At 67.2% G+C, this 18,669-nt stretch carries 11 protein-coding genes and 1 pseudogene; 9 read left to right on the top strand and 3 right to left on the bottom strand.

Features of this window, described 5'->3' with window-relative positions; genetic code table 11:
* Positions 1 to 60: 60 nt before the first annotated feature.
* Positions 61 to 2,001 (bottom strand): RICIN domain-containing protein, encoded by a 1,941-nt coding sequence (locus ACFY10_RS46190; protein WP_390671387.1) that lies wholly within the window; start codon positions 1,999 to 2,001, stop codon positions 61 to 63.
* Between the two features lie 616 nt (positions 2,002 to 2,617).
* Between ACFY10_RS46190 and ACFY10_RS46195 the strand changes: the two genes are divergently transcribed.
* From ACFY10_RS46195 to ACFY10_RS46225, 7 genes and pseudogenes are all read left to right on the top strand, one after another.
* Positions 2,618 to 5,308: an RICIN domain-containing protein gene (locus ACFY10_RS46195; protein ID WP_390671388.1), complete on the top strand. Its 2,691-nt coding sequence runs from the start codon at positions 2,618 to 2,620 to the stop codon at positions 5,306 to 5,308.
* 141 nt (positions 5,309 to 5,449) lie between these two features.
* Entirely contained in the window at positions 5,450 to 7,009 is a 1,560-nt protein-coding gene (locus tag ACFY10_RS46200; RefSeq protein WP_390671389.1) for an alpha-L-arabinofuranosidase B, read from the top strand.
* A 120-nt stretch (positions 7,010 to 7,129) separates the two neighbouring features.
* Positions 7,130 to 8,686: an alpha-L-arabinofuranosidase B gene (locus ACFY10_RS46205; RefSeq protein ID WP_390671390.1), complete on the top strand. Its 1,557-nt coding sequence runs from the start codon at positions 7,130 to 7,132 to the stop codon at positions 8,684 to 8,686.
* Between the two features lie 70 nt (positions 8,687 to 8,756).
* Positions 8,757 to 8,963: pseudogene (locus tag ACFY10_RS46210) on the top strand (hypothetical protein); the annotation flags it as partial.
* 91 nt (positions 8,964 to 9,054) lie between these two features.
* Positions 9,055 to 12,135 carry an RICIN domain-containing protein gene (locus ACFY10_RS46215; protein ID WP_390671391.1) on the top strand — a complete coding sequence of 1,027 codons (3,081 nt, stop codon included), beginning with the start codon at positions 9,055 to 9,057 and terminating at the stop codon, positions 12,133 to 12,135.
* A gap of 131 nt (positions 12,136 to 12,266) precedes the next feature.
* Positions 12,267 to 14,318 carry a family 43 glycosylhydrolase gene (locus tag ACFY10_RS46220; protein ID WP_390671392.1) on the top strand — a complete coding sequence of 684 codons (2,052 nt, stop codon included), beginning with the start codon at positions 12,267 to 12,269 and terminating at the stop codon, positions 14,316 to 14,318.
* A gap of 79 nt (positions 14,319 to 14,397) precedes the next feature.
* Entirely contained in the window at positions 14,398 to 14,568 is a 171-nt protein-coding gene (locus ACFY10_RS46225; protein WP_390671393.1) for a transposase, read from the top strand.
* Between the two features lie 184 nt (positions 14,569 to 14,752).
* On the opposite strand, the gene ACFY10_RS46230 is transcribed toward ACFY10_RS46225, so the two are convergent.
* Positions 14,753 to 14,905, bottom strand: coding sequence for a hypothetical protein (locus ACFY10_RS46230; protein ID WP_390671394.1), 153 nt, complete (start codon positions 14,903 to 14,905; stop codon positions 14,753 to 14,755).
* 59 nt (positions 14,906 to 14,964) lie between these two features.
* Positions 14,965 to 15,873: a LysR family transcriptional regulator gene (locus tag ACFY10_RS46235; RefSeq protein ID WP_275768464.1), complete on the bottom strand. Its 909-nt coding sequence runs from the start codon at positions 15,871 to 15,873 to the stop codon at positions 14,965 to 14,967.
* 146 nt (positions 15,874 to 16,019) lie between these two features.
* Here ACFY10_RS46235 and ACFY10_RS46240 point away from each other — a divergent pair, with 146 nt between their 5' ends.
* Positions 16,020 to 17,138, top strand: coding sequence for a PrpF domain-containing protein (locus tag ACFY10_RS46240; protein ID WP_390671395.1), 1,119 nt, complete (start codon positions 16,020 to 16,022; stop codon positions 17,136 to 17,138).
* Positions 17,135 to 18,550, top strand: a complete 1,416-nt coding sequence (gene dctA / locus ACFY10_RS46245; RefSeq protein WP_390671396.1) for a C4-dicarboxylate transporter DctA — start codon at positions 17,135 to 17,137, stop codon at positions 18,548 to 18,550. The genes ACFY10_RS46240 and dctA overlap by 4 nt, the downstream gene beginning before the upstream one ends.
* Positions 18,551 to 18,669: the final 119 nt, after the last annotated feature.

Genomic DNA, 18,669 nt, shown 5'->3' on the forward strand with positions numbered 1-18,669 from the left:
CGAGAAGCGCGTGCATCCGGCGCCTGTGCGCGCCGGATGCACGTTTCTTTCGATCCTCTGTCAGGAGGGGGTGATCTGCCACTGCTGCTGGGGGATGGCGGTGTAGGTCCACTGGTTGATGGCGGCTCCGTCGGCGGTGGAGCCGCTGTCGACGTTGAGGGAGAGGCCGCTGAGCCGGTTGGTGAGGAGGTAGTAGCCGTCGCCGGTGGGGGTGATGGCCCACTGCTGCTGTGGCGCGCCGGCGTCGCTCCAGATGTCGGCGGTTCCGCCGTCCACGCGGGAGAGTCCGCCGATTTCCATGAGCGTGCCGCTGTTGACGTTGCGGATCTTGTAGTAGCCGCTGTCGGCCGGGACGATGGTCCACTTCTGGTTGGCGTGGTTCTGCCAGGGCCACTGCAGGATGGCGGTGTTGTTCGCGGTCTTGGCCCCCGAGACATCGGCGACCTTGCCGCTGTGGCGGGTGACGAGGCGGTACACGGTGCCGTCGCCGGGGAAGAGGGCGGAGACCAGGGCGGGTGCCGCGGTGCGGCCGCCGACGCGCAGGTTGCCGATGTTGGCGTAGCCGCCGGTGCCGGCGGTGACCTGGATGCGGACGAAGGCGGCGTTGCGGGCCGGCCATTCGACGACTTTGGTGGTGCGGTCACCGGCCCAGCGGGCGGTGGCGGCCTGGGTGAAGGTGGTGCCGTCGGTGCTGGTCGAGATGGTGCAGGCGGTGATGTCACCGTCGGTGGTGTTGCTGCGGTTCCACTGCTTGGGCAGGTACTCCAGGGTGGAGATGTTGCTCCACACGCCGCCGAGGTCGATGGTGATGCTCTGGGGCAGCGTGAGGCTCCAAGTGGACCAGCAGGTCTCGAAGTTCTTGTCGCTGAGGCCGTCGATGGCATTCATGGGGCCTTCGCCGGTGTGGTAATCGGTGGCGTAGGCGGCCACGGGGGTGACCGGGTGTTCGGCGCGGAGCATCTGGGCGGGCAGGGGCGGCCGGGAGGTGTCGGGGCCGCTCCAGGCGGCGCCGACCTCGGAAAGCCGGTTGACGATGTTGGTATCCAGCACACCATTGCGGTTGGGCGGGCAGTTGAGGATGAACGAGGTGTACTTGGGCTCCAGATCCGCCAGATGCGACAGGATCGCCGCCTTGCTCATCGGATCGGACGTGGGCGTCGTCGGATGCCAGAACCACCCGTTGCTGATCGTCTGGCCCTGCAGCGAGGCGTAGGTGTTGCCTGCCGGTGAGCTGATGCCGAGGGGCTCCTCGAAGTAGATCGCGTCGCCGAGGTAGGGCACCGACAGCCCGCCGTGGTCGATCATCACGATGTCGGGCTGCAGGGACTTCACATGTTCTCTGATGCGCTGGTAGGGGACGGACTGCTGGCCCATCTGCCAGGCGTAGCCGTCGGTGACGAACATGTCGATGGTGCCGTAGTTGGTGAGCAGTTCGGTGATCTGGTTGAGGATGTAGGTGATGTCACCTGGCTGGATGGCCTGGTCGGAGGCGACTTTGTGGCGGGTGTCGTAGGCCTGCACGTTGTAGGTGCGGTCCCAGATGGAGAAGTACAGGCCGACCTTCAGGCCCTGGGACCGGAAGGCGGTCACGTACTGCGCGACAACGTCATGCTTGTAGGAACTGTTGGAGACGTTGTAGGTGTTGTAGGCGCTGGGCCACAGGCAGAAGCCGTCGTGGTGCTTGGTGGTCAGGACCCCGTAGCTCATCTTCGCCGCCGCCGCGGCCGCCGCCCACTGGGCGCAGTCGACTGCCGTCGGCGCGAACAGAGCCGGGTTCTGGTTCGGGGCGGCCCACTCCTGGTTGGTGAACGTCCCCATGTTGAAGTGGTTGAACATGCCGAACCGCATGTTCACCAGGTTGCTGAGATTGGTCTGCAGGTCCGCAGCGGCCGCCTGAGGGAGCAGGCGGGAGAAGCCGGGAGCCACGGACAACGCGCTCGCGGCCACAGCGGCACCCGCGGAGCCCAGCAGGGTACGACGGGACAGTCTTCCTGACGACATGGGTGTACTCCCGGGTGTTGGGCGGCTCTGATACGTCGGGGCCCACGGCCCGAAGGGCTTCAGGCCGCGACCCTGCCTCTGGACTCCGAGTGCCGGACGTTACGCATGAAGTTCGATGACGTAACTGCTCCGTGTCAACAGGTAAGTGGATGAAAGTAGACAGGCGACGGGCAGAAGAGGCCATTTTGTTAGCTTTAGCGGCTATTCAATCTGCTGAAACATGCCATGTTTCAGCAGATGTTCAGGGCGCGAAGCCTCGCCCCACGCGGCCAACCCACACTGCAGCCCCCGCAAGGGCGTTCACCGTCCCATGACGTGAGAGGGCGTGAGAGGTCGACGGTGACAGGGTCCACTAAATGAGTACTACTCATTTTGGGAGGGTGGTCATTGGCTGGGCTGGCCGCAGTCGGTCGATCGCCGTGATCAACAGCGCTTTCAACTGGTGTGATTCTTCGCGGAGGGTGGTGCGCGCAACGCCGTCCCCGACGCTCTATATGTCATCCGTGTTGCGCCAGTGAAAAAATAGATATGCCTATCACCTTGACTGCGTCGGCATCCTGCACCGATAAATGCAACTCATAGGAAGCCAGGGGGGGTTGGAGGAGGGACACCACGGATGAGACCCCTACGCATCGGCGCGGGGACGGTCAAGGCGCTCGCAGCGGCGGCCGTCGTCTTCGCGGCCGTACTGCCCGCTCAACCCGCCTACGCGGCCACGACGAACTTCTACGTCGACCCAGTCAGCGGTAGTGACAGCAATTCAGGAACCAGCCCTGCCACAGCGTTCCGGACCATCCAGGCCGCCAAGGCTGCGGTGCGAGCTGTGAACGCGAACATGTCCGACGACATCGTCGTGAACCTGCGCGGAGGCACCTACCCCCTCACCAGCCCCATCACCTTCGGCACCGGTGACTCGGGCACCAACGGCCACACGGTCGTCTACCAGGCGTACAACGGCGAGACGCCCGTGGTCACCGGCGGAAAGTCGATCACCGGCTGGACCGCGGCCGCGAACGGCGAGTACAAGGCGTCCGTGGGCAGCCTCAACTTCCGGCAGCTGTACGTCAACGGGGTCCGCGCCACCCGGGCCCGCTACCCCGACCTCGGCTCGGACTTCCAGCTGCAGGGCAGCGACAAGACCAACAAGCTGCTGAAGGTGCTCAGTTCGCAGGTGTCCAACTGGGACCACCTGAGCCAGGTGGAAATGATGCTGGAGACGCAGTGGGGCGAGAGCTACCTGCGGCTGAAGTCGGTCAGCTCCGCGGGCGGCACTGCCGACGTGTCGATCCAGGACCACGAGGCGGGCATCCTGTTCCCCCGCCCCTTCCCGGTTCTCTCCAACGGCTCTCCCCTGCACTTCGAGAACGCCCACGAATTCCTCAACGAACCGGGCGAGTTCTACGTCGACACGGCCACGCAGACCGTCTACTACAAGCCCCGCCCAGGCGAGGACATGTCCACGGCCACCGTGCAGGCGCCCACGGTGCAGACGCTTTTCGACATCAAGGGCACCAACCTCGACAGCCCCGCCCATGACCTGCGCTTCTCCGGGATCACCTTCACCCGGACCACCTGGATGGAGGCGACGAACAACGGCTACCTCAACGGCCAGGGCGGCAACTACAACCTGTCGGCCGACACCTCCAACAAGCAGTACGTCGGCCGTCCGCCGGCCGGGGTCCAGGCCTCGTACGCCGACCGCGTCTCCTTCACCGGCAACGCCTTCACGCAGATGGGCTCCACCGCCCTGGACCTGCACCACGGCGTGCACGACAGCACCGTGACCGGCAACGTCATCCACGACATCGCGGGCAACGGAATCATGGTCGGCAAGTTCTCCGACCCGACCGTGGAGTACCACACCGTCTACAACCCGCCCACCTCACCGGCCGGTGAGGACGCCCGGGAGGTGGTCAAGAACGTCACCGTCAAGGACAACCTGATCACCCGGATCGGTGAGGACTACCTCGGCACCGCGGGCATCAATGCGGGCTTCGTCAACAGCACCACCATCGACCACAACGACATCTCCGACACCCCGTGGGCCGGTATCTCGCTCGGCTGGGGCTGGCAGTCGGCGGCCAACGCCGAAGGCAACAACAGCATCAGCTACAACCGCATCGGCAACGTGATGAACCGGCTCTGCGACTCCGCCGGCGTCTACCACCTCTCCAACGACCCCGGCACCGTCATCAACGGCAACTACGTGCACGACGTGATACGGGTGCCGTCCGCGTGCGGCTCGGCCGTGTCCGGGCTGTACATGGACGAGGGGTCGAACAACATGACCCTGTCGAACAACGTGCTGTCCCACACCGACGGATTCATCAACCAGAACGTCAACGGCTCCAACGTCACGCTCACCAACAACACGACGTCCGGAGACTCCGTGATCAAGGCCTCCGGTCTTGAGTCGGCCTACCAGGGCCTGGCGGCAAAGCTCAACCTCGCCTACAACAAGCCGGCGTCCGCCTCCTCGGTGAACGGCTCCGCCTGGGACGCGGCCAAGGCCAACGACAACAACAGTGCCACCGGCTGGTCGCCGACCGGGAGCGACACCTCGGCCTGGTGGCAGGTCGACCTGGGACAGGCCTACCAGCTCGGACAGTTCTCGCTGACGGCCCGCCAGGACCTGGACCAGCCCGAGACGCGCGGCAACTTCGAGATCCGGGCCTCCAACGACCCGTCCTTCGGCACCTACACCGTCGTCGGACGCCAGACGAGCACCCTGCCGCTCGCCTCGACGCTCACGGGCAACATCGACGTCCGCCAGAAGTTTCGCTATGTGCGGGTCGCCAAGACCGACGGCGCGTACTTCTTCATCGCCGACTTCAGTGTGCAGCAGGCCGGCGGTGCGCTGGAGGACGCGACCGGTACGCCGAACATCAACCCGTCGACGAACTACACGATCAAGAACGTCAACAGCGGGAAGTTGATGGACGTGTACCAGAACTCCACCGCCGACGGCGGGAGCGTCATCCAGTGGCCGAGCAACGGTGGCGCCAACCAGCAGTGGAACATCGTTCCGGTCAGCGGTCAGCTCTACAAGATCGTGAACAGGAACAGCGGCAAGGCCCTCGACGTCAACGCCTCCAGTCACCGGACGGGGACCGCGCTGCAGCAGTACACCTACAACGGCGGCAACAACCAGCTGTGGTACTTCGAGCCGACCGGCGGTGGGTACGTCATCCGCAACTTCGAGAGCAGGCAGGTCCTGGAGGTCGGTGGCGGATCGACGGCCGACGGAGCCGCCATCAGTCAGTGGATGCCGCTGACCCAGTCCAACCAGGCTTGGACGATCCAGTGACAGGGTGCCCCGACGCGTCGGCGAATCCGCTCGCCCGGACGCGTCCGCCCACCGTCAGCACCCCTCAGCCCGCCCCCAGCCCCACGACGAACCCGGTTGGGGGCGCGGCTTGCTGTCCCGTAACGATGAACAAGGGAGTTCATGGTGCCTGAACTGCTCATTTTCCGAAAACTGCGCCGCGAAGTGGTTGTCTGCCTGGCCGCGGTGGCGCTCGCCTGTACCGGTCTCATCGCCTTCAGCGGCGCCTCGCAGGCCGCTGCCCAAGGGCCCTGCGACATCTACGCGGCGGGCGGCACGCCGTGCGTCGCGGCGCACAGCACCACCCGCGCGCTGTTCGCCTCCTACAACGGCCCGCTCTACCAGGTGCAACGGGCATCGGACAGTACGTTGCATGACATCGGACTGCTGTCGGCCGGAGGTGTCGCCGACGCCGCAACGCAGGACTCGTTCTGCGGGGGCACCACCTGCACCATCACCCGCGTCTACGACCAGACCGGCGGCGGCAACAACCTGGTCTACCAGGGACCCGGCGGGACCGGCGGCGCCGACACGGCGGCCACCGCGACCACCGAAGCGATCAGCGTGGGTGGCCAGAAGGCGTACGCGCTCTACATCAAGCCCGGCAACAGCTACTTCGCCTACAACTCCGCCGGGGGCGTGCCGACCGGCAGCTCACCCGAGGGCGAGTACATGGTCACCAGCGGCACCCACGTCAACAACGGCTGCTGCTTCGACTACGGCAACACGGAGATCGACCACAAGGCCGACGGCAACGGCGCCATGGACGCGATCAACTTCGGCACGGAATGCTGGTTCGGCAGTTGCAGCGGAACCGGGCCGTGGGTGCAGGCGGACCTGGAGAACGGCCTGTTCTCCGGCGGCAGCAAGACGTGGAACCCCAACCAGGTCTCGCAGACCAGCCGCTTCGTCACCGCGATGCTGAAGAACAACGGCACCACGCAGATGGCGCTCAAGGGCGCGAACGCCCAGTCCGGGAGCCTGACCCAGCTCTACAGCGGCGCACTGCCCGGCGGATGGAACCCGATGCACAAGCAGGGGGCCGTCATCCTCGGCAGCGGTGGCGACTGCTGCCAGACCAACCGCAACGCGAGCGCAGGCACCTTCTACGAGGGCGCCATGGTCAAGGGCTACCCCTCCGACGCCACCGACGCCGCCGTCCAGGCCAACATCGCGTCAGCCGGATACAGCACCAGCACCACCACCCCCTTCACCCCGGGCGCGAAGGTCTCGTTGCAGGCAACCACCTCCTGCTGTACCGGCGACTACCTGCAGCACGACCCCAGCGACGACAAGGTCGTGATCGCGCCGGTGACCTCCAGCAGCCCGGCCACCGACAAGGGCGACGCCACCTGGATCGTCCGCGCCGGCCTGGCCAACAGCAACTGCGTCTCCTTCGAGTCGGCCAACGCTTCCGGCAAGTACCTCAGGCACTACGCCTTCCAGCTTCACCTGCAGCCCGACGACGGCTCCAGCCAGTTCGCCGCCGATGCCACCTTCTGCCCCAAGCCGAGCAACAGCGGCACCGGTTACTCCCTGCAGTCCTTCAACTATCCGGCCAAGTACATCCGCCACTACCGATTCACCGGCTACGTGGCAAGCAACGGCGGTACCAACGCCTGGGACACCACGTCGTCGTGGACCCAGGACACCAGCTGGCTCGCCGGCGCCCCCTGGAGCTGACGAACAACGAAAGTGTCGACGCACCCCACTATGTTCGCAGAGTCGGACGGCGTCCGAAAAGTCGAACACCGGGGTTCGTCGACGCCTCACCGCACAACCCACCTCGTGAAGGAGCATTTCATGATCAAACCACCGTGGATACGCAGCGTCAGACGCGCGCTGCTCGCGGCCGGTGCCACCGTCGCACTCGCCGCCGGCCTGCTCACCGCCACGACCACCACCTCGCAAGCCGCCACCCAGCAGCCATGCGACATCTACGCCGCAGGCGGCACTCCCTGCGTTGCCGCACACAGCACCACCCGCGCCCTGTATGCGACGTACAACGGCCCGCTGTACCGGGTCAAGCGTGCCTCCGACAACGCGACCAAGGACATCGGCCTGCTGAGCGCCGGCGGTGTCGCCGACGCCGCCCAGCAGGACTCCTTCTGCGCGAACACCAGCTGCGTCATCACCGTCATCTACGACCAGTCCCCCAAGGGCAACAACCTCACCCAGGCACCCGGGGGCGGAGCCGCCGGCGGGCCGGACAACCTGGCCAACGCCTTCGAGGCGCCGGTCACTGTCGGCGGACACAAGGCGTACGGCGTCTACATCGCCCCCGGCACCGGCTACCGGAACAACAACACCAACGGCATCGCCACCGGCGACCAGCCCGAGGGCATGTACGCGATCTTCAACGGCAAGCACTTCAACGGCGGCTGCTGCTTCGACTACGGCAACGCCGAGACCAACAGCCTGGACACCGGCAACGGCCACATGGAGGCCCTCTACTTCGGCAACAACAAGGGCTGGGGCTGGGGCAGCGACAACGGCCCCTGGGTCATGGCCGACCTGGAGAACGGCCTGTTCTCCGGGGTCAACCGCGGATTCAACGCCAATGACCCGAGCGTCGACCACCGGTTCCTGACCGCCATGCTCAAGGGCGGCGCGAACCAATGGGCCCTCCGCGGCGGCGACGCCCAGTCGGGCGGCCTGTCCACCTTCTACAACGGAATACGCCCCACCGTCTCCGGCTACAACCCGATGCACAAGGAAGGCGCGATCATCCTCGGCATCGGCGGTGACAACAGCAAGTGGGCCCAGGGCACCTTCTACGAAGGCGTCATGACCCAGGGCTACCCCTCGGACGCCACCGAGAACGCCGTACAGGCCAACATCACCGCCGCCAACTACGACGGCGGCTCGACCAGCACAGGCTCACTGACCCCCGGCTCCCGGATCTCCCTGAAGGCCACCACCTCGCCCTGCTGCACCTCGCACTACCTGCGCCACAACGACGCCGACACCAAGATCGTCATCTCCAGCATCAACTCCACCAGCTTGGCCACCGACAAGGCCGACGCCACCTGGATCGTCCGCGCGGGCCTGGCCAACACGTCCTGCCTGTCCTTCGAGTCCGCCAACAAGCCCGGCCAGTTCCTGCGCCACTTCAACTACCAGCTCAACCTGAACTTCGACAGCGGCTCCAGCGCCTTCGCGCAGGACGCCACCTTCTGCCCCACCACGGGCAACAGCGGCGTCGGCACCTCCTTCCAGTCCGTCAACTACCCGACGAAGTACATCCGCCACTACAACTACACGGCCTACATCGCCAGCAACGGCGGCTCCAACGCCTGGGACTCCACGAAGTCGTGGGCCCAGGACACCAGTTGGCTCACCGCATCTCCCTGGAGCTGACAGCAGCCAGCCTCTCCGCGCGTCTCCAGCAGCGAGCACGGCAGCCCTACACGGGCGCGGGGAGGCCGTGCTCGCTCAGGCCCGGCTGCGCTACCAAGACGCCGAGGCCCGCCGTGCCGGCCTGCCGCCGAACGTGGCCGCACGGGTCACCTCCATCGACCCCGAGGCGACCACCGTCGAACTCGTCAACCTCTCACCCGAGGCCGAGCGCACGGTGATCGTCCAGGCCGGCGCCTTCGCCGAGCACACCATCACCACCGTCCGCTACACCACCTGCTGCTGACGATCGGCGTCCGCACCGAAAGGACCCTGACCTCGCGATGACACTCGCAGTCCGTTACAAACCCGTCACCTCCATCATCCGCCAGGTGTCAGCAGTGCTTGCGATGGCTTGCTCCGCAGCGCTGCTGACATCCCTCACGACGCCGACCCCGGCCTCGGCCGCGACCCAGGCGACGTACTACGTCGCCCCCAACGGCGACGACGCCAACGCCGGGACGATCACCGCACCGTTCAAGACCCTGCAGCACGCCCGGGACGTCGTGCGCACGGTCAATCGCAACATGACCGGAGACATCAACGTCTATCTCCGCGGCGGCAACTACCCGGTGACCAGCACCATCGACTTCACCTCAGCCGACTCCGGAACGAACGGCCACCATGTCGTGTACGCCGCCTACCAGAACGAGAAGCCGGTGCTGAACGGAGGCGTTCAGGTGACCGGCTGGAGACAGCACAGCGGGAACATATGGAAGGCCACGCTCAACCGCGACCACAAGCTCCGCGCCCTCTACGTCAACGGCAAGCGCGCCCAGATGGCCTCGAAGACGATCAACTCGGCCGGATGCTACGGGACCTACACCGTCACGGCCGGCCAGGCTCCCTGGGCCTGGGAGTCGGGTTCGCAGTGCGACGGGGCCAAGTACAGCCTCTCCGATCTGCCCGCCGTCGCGTCCAACCAGGACGATGTCGAGATCGCGTCGGCGTCGACCTGGAACACGGCGATCGTGGGCGTCCGTCAGATCACCACGAGCTCGGACGGCGCCAATCGCGTGGCCCTGTTCCAGCAGCCGGGTGCGGCCATCGCCCAGGGGTCGCCGTACGGCAAGTTCAACCCCGGCGGCAGCCACACCTTCATGAACGCGTACGAGTTCCTGGACCGGCCGGGCGAGTTCTACTTCGACAAGACGAATCACACGCTGTACTACTACAAGGCCGGCTCCGAGGACATGACCACGGCGAAGGTCTTCGCGCCGAACAACGTGTCCACCCTCCTCAAGATCGCCGGCACGTCCACGACCAACCACGCGCGAAACATCACCTTCTCCGGGCTCACCGTCGAGCACTCGGACTGGAATCTGGTCGACGTCGCGGGTTCCGTCTTCCGGCAAGGCCAGCAGGGCAACGCCAGCTCGACCGTGTACTCGAGGAAGAACTTCCACGCGTACACCTACCGCAACGTCGACCTGCCGCCGGGGATCATCCAGATCGAGAACGCGGACGGGATCGTCCTGCAGCGCAATACGGTGCAGCACACCGGCGCCGACGGGATCACCCTGGCCAACGACGTGACGGACTCACAGTTGACCGGCAACTACACCAATGACATCGCCGGATCCGCCATCACCGTGGGACATCCCCAGCACGTGTACATCGGGGACTACACCTCGACCAACCACGAGAAGTACCCGGTGAACGTCGAGGGCGTCTGCAAGAACATCACCGTCACAGACAACTACCTCTACGACAGCGCGGTCCTGTTCCAGGGGTCTAGCCCTGTATCGGCGTACTTCGTCGATTCCCTGTCCGTGCAGCACAACCGGATCGAGAAGTCCCCGTGGGCGGGCATCACCCTCGGCTGGGGATGGTGGAACTTCGACGGATCGACGAACTCGATCCGCCCCGGCGTGCCGACCACCACGGCAAGGAACAACACCATCAGCCACAACCAGATCGTCGACACAATGCAGGTGCTAGGCGACTCAGCGCCCATCTACACGCTGGGCAGCCAGCCTGGAACCGAAATCAGCAACAACTACATCCAGGGCGTTCCGGCCGGCCACAAGTACGGCCTGCACCCCGACGAAGGCTCCGCCTTCATCAACGAGCACGACAACGTGCTCGACGTCGACCCGGGCGTGTACTTCGCCATCAACTCCGGCACCTGGGGCCGGCAGCACGACCTGAGCATCACCAACACCTACGGCACAGTGAACAAGATCGCCAGCAAGAGCGTCCCCAACAGCACTATCCAGGACGTGCGCGCGTACTCGGACAACGTGTGGCCGTCACAGGCGTACGACATCGCCGTGAAGTCCGGTCTGGAGGACGCCTACAAGGACCTCGTCCCCGAGAGCAACCTGGGCCTGCAGGACTACGCCCTGCCCGCGAGCACCTTCACCGGCAAGGGCGTGTCGTCCATCCCCGTCCGCGCCATCGGTGACGCGACCAGGACGGTCTGGCTGGCCCCCTCCGGTACGACGACGTTCGCCGTCGGCCCCACCATGACGAAGGCGGCCGGAACCGCGACGACCATCAACGTCCCACCGACGGTCGGCGACTACCGCCTCTACGTCGTGGACGCCCAGGGGAACGCATCCCCCGCCTCGAAGTCGCTCGTACGGCAGCGTTGGGCCTACGTCGACGACAAGGACTCCACTCTCACCTACTCCTCCGGCTGGTCGAACTGGAACGACTCGCAGGACTTCAAGGGATCCGAGAGGTTCACGAACAGGGCGGGCGACTACGTCCAGTACGCGTTCACCGGCTCGGGCGTTCGGTATCTCAGCATGAAGCAGCCGAACCTGGGGAAGGTCGACGTCTACATCGACGGCGCCCTGGCGCAGTCGGGCATCGACGCCTATTCCTCGACGGTGACGAAGCAGGTGCCGCTGTTCGAGAAGACGGATCTCGCCGCGGGACCCCACACGATCAAGGTCGTGTGCACCGGAACCAAGAACGCGTCGGCTTCCAACACGGTCTGCGCGCTGGACGCGTTCGCCTCCATCCCCTTCCCCTCCAAGAACGCGTTCTACAAGGTCCTCAACAAGAACAGCGGCAAGACGATCGACGTCTCGGGCGGATCGACCTCCGCCGGGGCGAATGTCCTCCAGTGGAACGACACCGGAGCGCAGAACCAGCACTGGCGGTGGGTCTCTGTCGGTGACGGCAGCTACGAGATCGTCAACCGGAACAGCGGTCAGTTGCTGGACGTCACCAGCGGGTCCACCACGGATGGCGCGACCATCATCCAGCAGCTCGACAACAACGGTGCGAGCCAGCACTGGACACTGATCGCCAGTGGGAACGGCTACTACAAGATCAAGAATGTGAACAGCGGCAAGCTGCTCTCCGTGTCCGGCTCCTCGACCGCAGCAGGCGCTCAGCTCGTTCAGACGACGGACACGAACGCCGACAGCCAACTGTGGCAGGCGGTGAACGTGGACTGACCCCCTCTGACCTGAGGGACGGTGCCTGCGGAACGCCGCCCGGCACCGTCCCCGTGAACCTCTGCCACCGCGTACTCGCATCGGAAAGCACCTCCTTCAGATGTGATGGCTCTCAACCAAGGACGGACATCGTGGACATCACCAGAAGACAGCTCGGCCGGCTCGCCGCAGTCGGCACCGGGGCCTTCCTGCTGCCGGGCCTGCTGCCATCGAGCGGGGCGGCGGCGGCCACACCACCGGCCGGTACGTGGGGCGATCAGGGCGACGGCACCTACGTCAACCCCGTCCTCCCGGGCGACTTCAGCGACTGGGACTGCATCCGGGTCGGCGCCGACTACTACGGCATCACCAGCACGTTCGGGTACTCGCCCGGCATGGCCGTCCTGCACTCGAAGGACCTGGTCAACTGGCGGACGATCGGCGGCGTGGTCGACGATGTCACCCGGATCGGACCGCTGCTCAACTGGGACCGGATGAACCGCTTCGGCCGTGGCGTGTGGGCCGGGGCCATCCGCTTCCACGCGGGCCGGTACTGGGTGTACTTCAACACGCCCGACGAAGGCTTCTTCATGTCGTCGGCCCCGTCGCCGGCCGGGCCCTGGGAGCCGTTGACGGCGGTGTGGCGGACCTCCGGCTGGGACGACCCGTGCCCGTTCTGGGACGACGACGGCCAGGGCTACCTGGTCACCACGCACTACGCGGACAGCTACAAGATCCACCTGTTCAAGCTGTCCGAGGACGGCAAGTCACTGGTCGGCCCGTCCACGGTCATCCACCAGTCCCCGGGCAGCGAGGCCAACAAGCTGTACAAGATCAACGGCCTCTACTACCACCTGTACAGCGAGGTGAAGTCCGAGGGCCGGGTGCTCATGATGAACCGCGGCTCCAGCCTCACCGGCCCGTTCGAGACTCGGCAGCTGGAGCACGTCAACACCTCGTTGGACCGCGAGCCCAACCAGGGCGGGTTGGTCCAGGCTCCCAATGGCACCTGGTACTTCGTGACCCACCACGGCCATGGCGACTGGGAGGGACGGCCGCTGTCCCTGCTGCCGGTGACCTGGGTGGACCGCTGGCCGATCCTGGGCCAGGTGGGCGCGGACGGCATCGGCAGCATGGTGTGGACGGGTCAGGTTCCCGTCGGCGGCACGCCCGGTATGCCGGTCGACGCGCTGCCTTCCGTGGTGACCAGCGACCTGTTCACCGACACCCGCATCAAGCCGCAGTGGGAGTGGTACTACCAGCCCCGCGCGGACCACTGGTCGCTGACCGAACGCCCCGGCTACCTCCGGCTCAAGGCGTACGCACCGCTGGCAGCCGACAACCTGACCAAGGTGGGCAACACCCTCACCCAACGGGTGCTGCGCAATGCAGGCGGCGCGACGGTGACCGTCCGCCTCGAACTGGCCGGCCTCGCCGACGGTCAGCACGCCGGGCTGTGCCACTACGCGGCCACCTACGCCGGGCTGGGCGTCCGGCGCTCGGGGACCACCACCACGCTCGCGCACAACGTCGGCGGCACCCTGACCAACGGTCCGGCGATCACCCAGAACGCCGTGTGGCTGCGCACCACGTGGGACGTCAGCGGAGTCAGCCGGTTCTCCTACAGCCTCGACGCGAACACGTTCACCTCGTTCGGCGGCACCTACCAGCTCACCTGGGGCGGTTACCGCGGTGACCGGGTCGGCATCTACACCTACAACCCGAACAACACCGGCTACGTCGACGTCGACTCGGTGCAGTACACCATCGCTCCCACCAGGGCCTACAAGTGCGTCAGTGTGCGCAGCGGCAAGGTCGCCGACGTCTCCGGTGCCTCGAAGGAGGACGGCGCCACAGTGCTGCAGTGGCCCGACACCGGCAGAGCGAACCAGCACTGGGCCTTCCAGTCCACAGCGGACGGCTACCACATCATCACCTGCGTCGGCAGCAGCAAGGTGCTCGACGTGGCAGGGTCCTCGACGGCGGACGGCGCGCCGGTCGTGCAGACGACCGCCGACGGCCGGGCGAGCCAGCAGTGGCAGCTGCGCCCGCAGAGCGGGGGCGAATTCGTCCTGGTCAACCGCAACAGCGGCAAGGTGCTCGACGTCAAAGGGGGCAGCACGGCCGACGGCGCCGCACTGATCCAGTACCACGACGTCGGCAGCTCCAACCAGCGATGGACCTTCCACCGCGTCACCGGCTAGGGACAATGTGGTCTGCCCTGGGTCTGATGGAGTCGGGTCGCTGGAGAATTGACCGTTCCAGCCGTCTCCGGAGGCCGTCATGCGCCGCAGCCATCCGCCCGAGTTCCGCCGCCGTGTCCTCGATCTGGTCGAGTCCGGCCGGAAGGTCGCCGAGGTGGCGAAACTCCTCGGCATCAGCGATGCAGACCATCTATGGCTGGCGCCGCCGATCGCGAGGCCGACAGCAAAGACCAGGTCTGTGGCGTACTGATCGGTGCGGGAATCACCGTTGCTTCGAGGCGTACTTGCCTGTTTGGGCCAGGCCATGAGCGGGCGGGAGCAGACCCAGCGGGGCATGAAGGCCGTCCGGTCGTCGATGCGGACCGACCGTACGCCGTGGACGGTGTGGGCTGCGTCGGTGTCCACGGCGCTGGCTTTGGCGATCTGGTCGGCGACTACGGAGGGTTCGATGTAGCGCAGGGCTGAGTGGGCTGGGTTCCGAGCCGGTCGGCGATCACGGTGACGTTGTGGGCGAGGACGTTGGTCACCGCTATGGAGACGACGCCCAGCCCTCGGGTGAGGAGTTCGGCTCCGGCCCGTCGGCCCACCGTCGGGGACCCCGGTATCCCGACCTTCCTCGCATGTCGTCGGGGATCCTGACGGGGCTTCATCGCCCCCCGGCGACCGCCGCGCTGTCCCGCAGGAACCCCGCGAAGGCCTCGGCGGCCGGGGTCAGGGCGTGGTCGCTCATGCGTACCAGGAGGATGCGGCGCACCGGGGCCGGGGGCAGGAGCGGCAGGACGCTTACGCCTCCTCGGATACCTTCCAGGGCGAGGGTGGGGGCGAGGGCGACGCCGATGCCGGCGGCGACCATGGCCTGGGCCTCCTGGTAGTCGTGGGCCTCGTAGGCGATCTGCGGCTCGAAGCCGACCGCGCGGCAGCTTCGGGTGAGAGCCTCGGCCACCGGGTGGTGGTCGGCACGGGTGATCCACGCATCGTCGGCGAAGTCGGCGAGGGCGGCCGAAGACCGGCCGGCGAGAGGGTGGTCCTTGCCGACCAGGAGTGCCGGAGGGTCGTCGACGAGCGAGGTGACGACGATGTCCTCGCGGTCGATGCGGTTCCAGTCGTAGTCCCACATCAGGGACATCTCGATCTCGCGGTTCTCCAGCATTGCCCACAGCCCCGCGATACGGGCGCTGCGCACCGTCAGCCGTACGTCGGGGTGTGTCTGGCGAAAGGCGATCACTGCCCGCGGGAGGAGGGAAGCGCCGACGGTGGGGAAGGTTCCGACGCGGAGCGTGCCCGCTCGCAGTCCCGCGAAGTCGGCGAGTTCGTTCTCCGCGGCCGTCAGTTCACGCTCGATCCGCTCTCCCCGCTCGGCCAGCGCGCGCCCCGCGTCGGTGAGTGTGACGCCCCGCGCATGGCGTTCGAGGAGCGGTTGCCCGGCCTCCGCCTCCAGGCGGCTGACCTGCTGCGACACCGCTGATGGCGTGTAGTTGAGGGCTCGTGCGGTCGCCGTGACCGAACCCCGCCGGGCGACCTCGGTGAACAGCAGGATGCGCCGGACATCGAGCATCTCGCCACCTCCAGCATTTACTTCAACTTAATACCCATGCAGATTTCCGAGATTGTACTTCACGCTGCCGTAACCCACCGTGGAGGGCACCACGCACGGCGAGACCGTCGGTGGGCTTCCCCTTCCATGTCTGTGAGGAGACAGTTGTGCTGCGTCTGCAGGGCGAGATGATCCGCGGAGGTACCAGCAAGTGCTGGATCTTCGACCACCGCGACGTGGTCGCCACGGGCGTGGATGTCGATGCCCTGCTGCTCGCCGCCTTCAACGCCGCCGACCCCCGTCAGATCGACGGCGTGGGCGGCGCCTCCTCCACCACCTCCAAGGCCGCCGTCGTACAGGCGTCGACCCATGCCGGTGTGGATGTCGAGTACGCCTTCGCACAGGTCGGCATCGGCGACGAGCGCGTGGAGTGGGCCAGCAACTGCGGCAACTGCGCCACCGCCGTGGCCCTGTACGCCGTCCACCACGATCTCGTGCCGATCACGTCGGACACCACCACCGTCCGCATGCTCAACGTCAACACCGGGGCCCGCCTCACCGGCACCATCCCCACCCCCGCGGGCATGGCCCCGGAGCAGGGCACGGCCGTGGTCCCTGGTACCTCGGCGCCCGGCGTGCCGGTCCTGCTCGGGTTTCAGGACCCGGCGGGCTCGACGACCGGCCGCGCCCTGCCGACCGGCCGGGCACTGGACGAGCTGACCGGCCCGGACGGTCCCGTCGAGGCATCCCTGGTGGACGCCGGCGCTCCGGCCGCGCTGTTCGAGGCCAAGGCGTTCGGCCTCGACGGCACGGAATCCCTCACCGCGTTCGCCACCGCAGTGCCCGCGCTGACACTGCTGCGCCGCCAGGCAGCGCTGGCCATGGGCCTGGCCCGCGAGGGCGATCCGGTCAGCCACGCGGTGCCGAAGGTGGGCATCGTCGCCCGGCCTGCCCCCTATCGCACCACACAGGGCATACTCGTCAACCAGGACGAGTACGACCTGGCCGTGCGCATGGTCTCCATGCACGCCCCGCACCCGGCGATCGGCCTGACCTCCGCCGTGGCCCTGGCCGCGGCCGCCGCCACCCCCGGCACCCTCGCCCACCGCGTCGCCCGGCAGACCGCCGACGGCACGCTGCGCCTGGGCACCCCCGCCGGCGTGATCGCCACCCAAGCCGTCCCCGCACCGGACGGCGCGTCCCCCACGGTGCTCCTGCACCGCGCCGCCCGGCGTATCGCCCGAGCCGAACTCCTCGTTCCCGTCCTGGAAGGACGCCCCGCATGAGCCGCAACGACGCCGCCCCGGGTACCGTCACCGCACCACCGGGCCGCATCCGCCGGATGCTGTCCCACCTCTACATCCAGTGCCTGATCGCCGTCCTCCTCGGCGCCGCCGTGGGCTGGCTGTGGCCATCCGTCGGCGCTGACCTGAAGCCGCTCGGCGACGGCTTCATCGCGCTGGTGAAGATGTTCATCGCGCCGATCATCTTCTGCACGGTCGTCCACGGCATCGCCTCCATGGGCAACGCCCGCGCGGTCGGCCGCGTGAGCCTGAAGGCTCTGGTCTACTTCGAGGTGCTGACCACCGTGGCCATGGTGATCGGCCTGGTCGTCGTCAACGTCGTCAAGCCGGGCAGCGGTCTGCACGTTGATGTCTCGACCCTGTCCGCCAAGGGCCTGCCGCCGGAGGCGACCACGGCCCATGAGGGCTTCGCCGAGTTCGTCCTCGCCATCATCCCGGCCACCCTGGTCAGCGCCCTGACCGGCAACGAGATCCTGCCGGTGCTGCTGGTGTCGGTGCTGTTCGGCTTCGGCCTGCACGCCAGCGGAGAGGCGGGCCTGGGCATCGCCCGGGGCATCGAGAAGTTCTCCACGGTCCTGTTCACGCTCATCCGCTGGATCATGCGGCTCGCGCCCATCGGCGCGTTCGGCTCGATGGCCTTCACCATCGGCAACTACGGCCTGGGCACCCTGCGCCATCTCGCCCTGCTGGTCGGCTCGTTCTGGCTGACCGCCCTCTTCTTCGTCCTGGTCGTCCTCGGGACCGTGATGCGCCTGAACGGACTGCGGCTGCTGCCCTTCCTGCGCTACATCAAGGAAGAACTGCTGATCGTCCTGGGCACCTCCTCAACCGAGCCCGTCCTGCCGCGCATGATGGCCAAGCTCCAGCACGCGGGCGCCTCGAAACCGGTCGTCGGCATCACGCTGCCCGCCGGGTACTCCTTCAACCTCGACGGCACCGCCATCTACCTGACCATGGGCTCGGTCTTCCTCGCCCAGGCCCTCGGTATCGACCTCAGCCTCACCCAGCAGCTGACCATGCTCGCCGTCATGCTGCTCACCTCCAAGGGTGCCGCAGGCGTCACCGGCTCCGGCTTCATCGCCCTGGCCGCCACCCTCAGCGCCATCCCGCACGTCCCGGTCGCCGCCCTCGCGCTGATCTTCGGCGTCGACCGGTTCATGTCCGAAGCCCGCGCCCTGACCAGCCTGGTCGGCAACGGCGTCGCCACCCTGGCCGTCGCCCGCTGGGAGGGCGAGCTCGACGAGGACCGCGCCAAGGCCGTCCTGCGCGGAGAGATCCCCTACGTCCCCACCCCCGCTCCCTCCGCGGTGACAGCCGAGCCCGATCCGAAGCAGACGCCCGCACCCGAGGCGATGCCCGAACCAACCCGCGACCCGGTTCCCGCCGCAAGCTGATATTGCGTGGGCGGGGGGGGGCCCCGCCCCGGCGGGGGGGGGGGGCCCCCCCCCCCCCCCCCCCCCCCGGGACCCCCCCCCCCCCCCCCCCGCCGCCCAGGGGCCGCCCCGCGCCCCCC

It is taken from the genome of Streptomyces sp. NPDC001401 (assembly GCF_042895385.1).
Taxonomy (GTDB): Bacteria; Actinomycetota; Actinomycetes; order Streptomycetales; family Streptomycetaceae; genus Streptomyces.

What these genes read in the sequence shown, in the direction of transcription:
- ACFY10_RS46190 (WP_390671387.1), bottom strand. Translation starts at nt 2,001, where the DNA reads ATGTCGTCAGGAAGACTGTCCCGTCGTACCCTGCTGGGCTCCGCGGGT.
- ACFY10_RS46195 (WP_390671388.1), top strand. Translation starts at nt 2,618, where the DNA reads ATGAGACCCCTACGCATCGGCGCGGGGACGGTCAAGGCGCTCGCAGCG.
- ACFY10_RS46200 (WP_390671389.1), top strand. Translation starts at nt 5,450, where the DNA reads ATGGTGCCTGAACTGCTCATTTTCCGAAAACTGCGCCGCGAAGTGGTT.
- ACFY10_RS46205 (WP_390671390.1), top strand. Translation starts at nt 7,130, where the DNA reads ATGATCAAACCACCGTGGATACGCAGCGTCAGACGCGCGCTGCTCGCG.
- ACFY10_RS46225 (WP_390671393.1), top strand. Translation starts at nt 14,398, where the DNA reads ATGCGCCGCAGCCATCCGCCCGAGTTCCGCCGCCGTGTCCTCGATCTG.
- ACFY10_RS46235 (WP_275768464.1), bottom strand. Translation starts at nt 15,873, where the DNA reads ATGCTCGATGTCCGGCGCATCCTGCTGTTCACCGAGGTCGCCCGGCGG.
- dctA (WP_390671396.1), top strand. Translation starts at nt 17,135, where the DNA reads ATGAGCCGCAACGACGCCGCCCCGGGTACCGTCACCGCACCACCGGGC.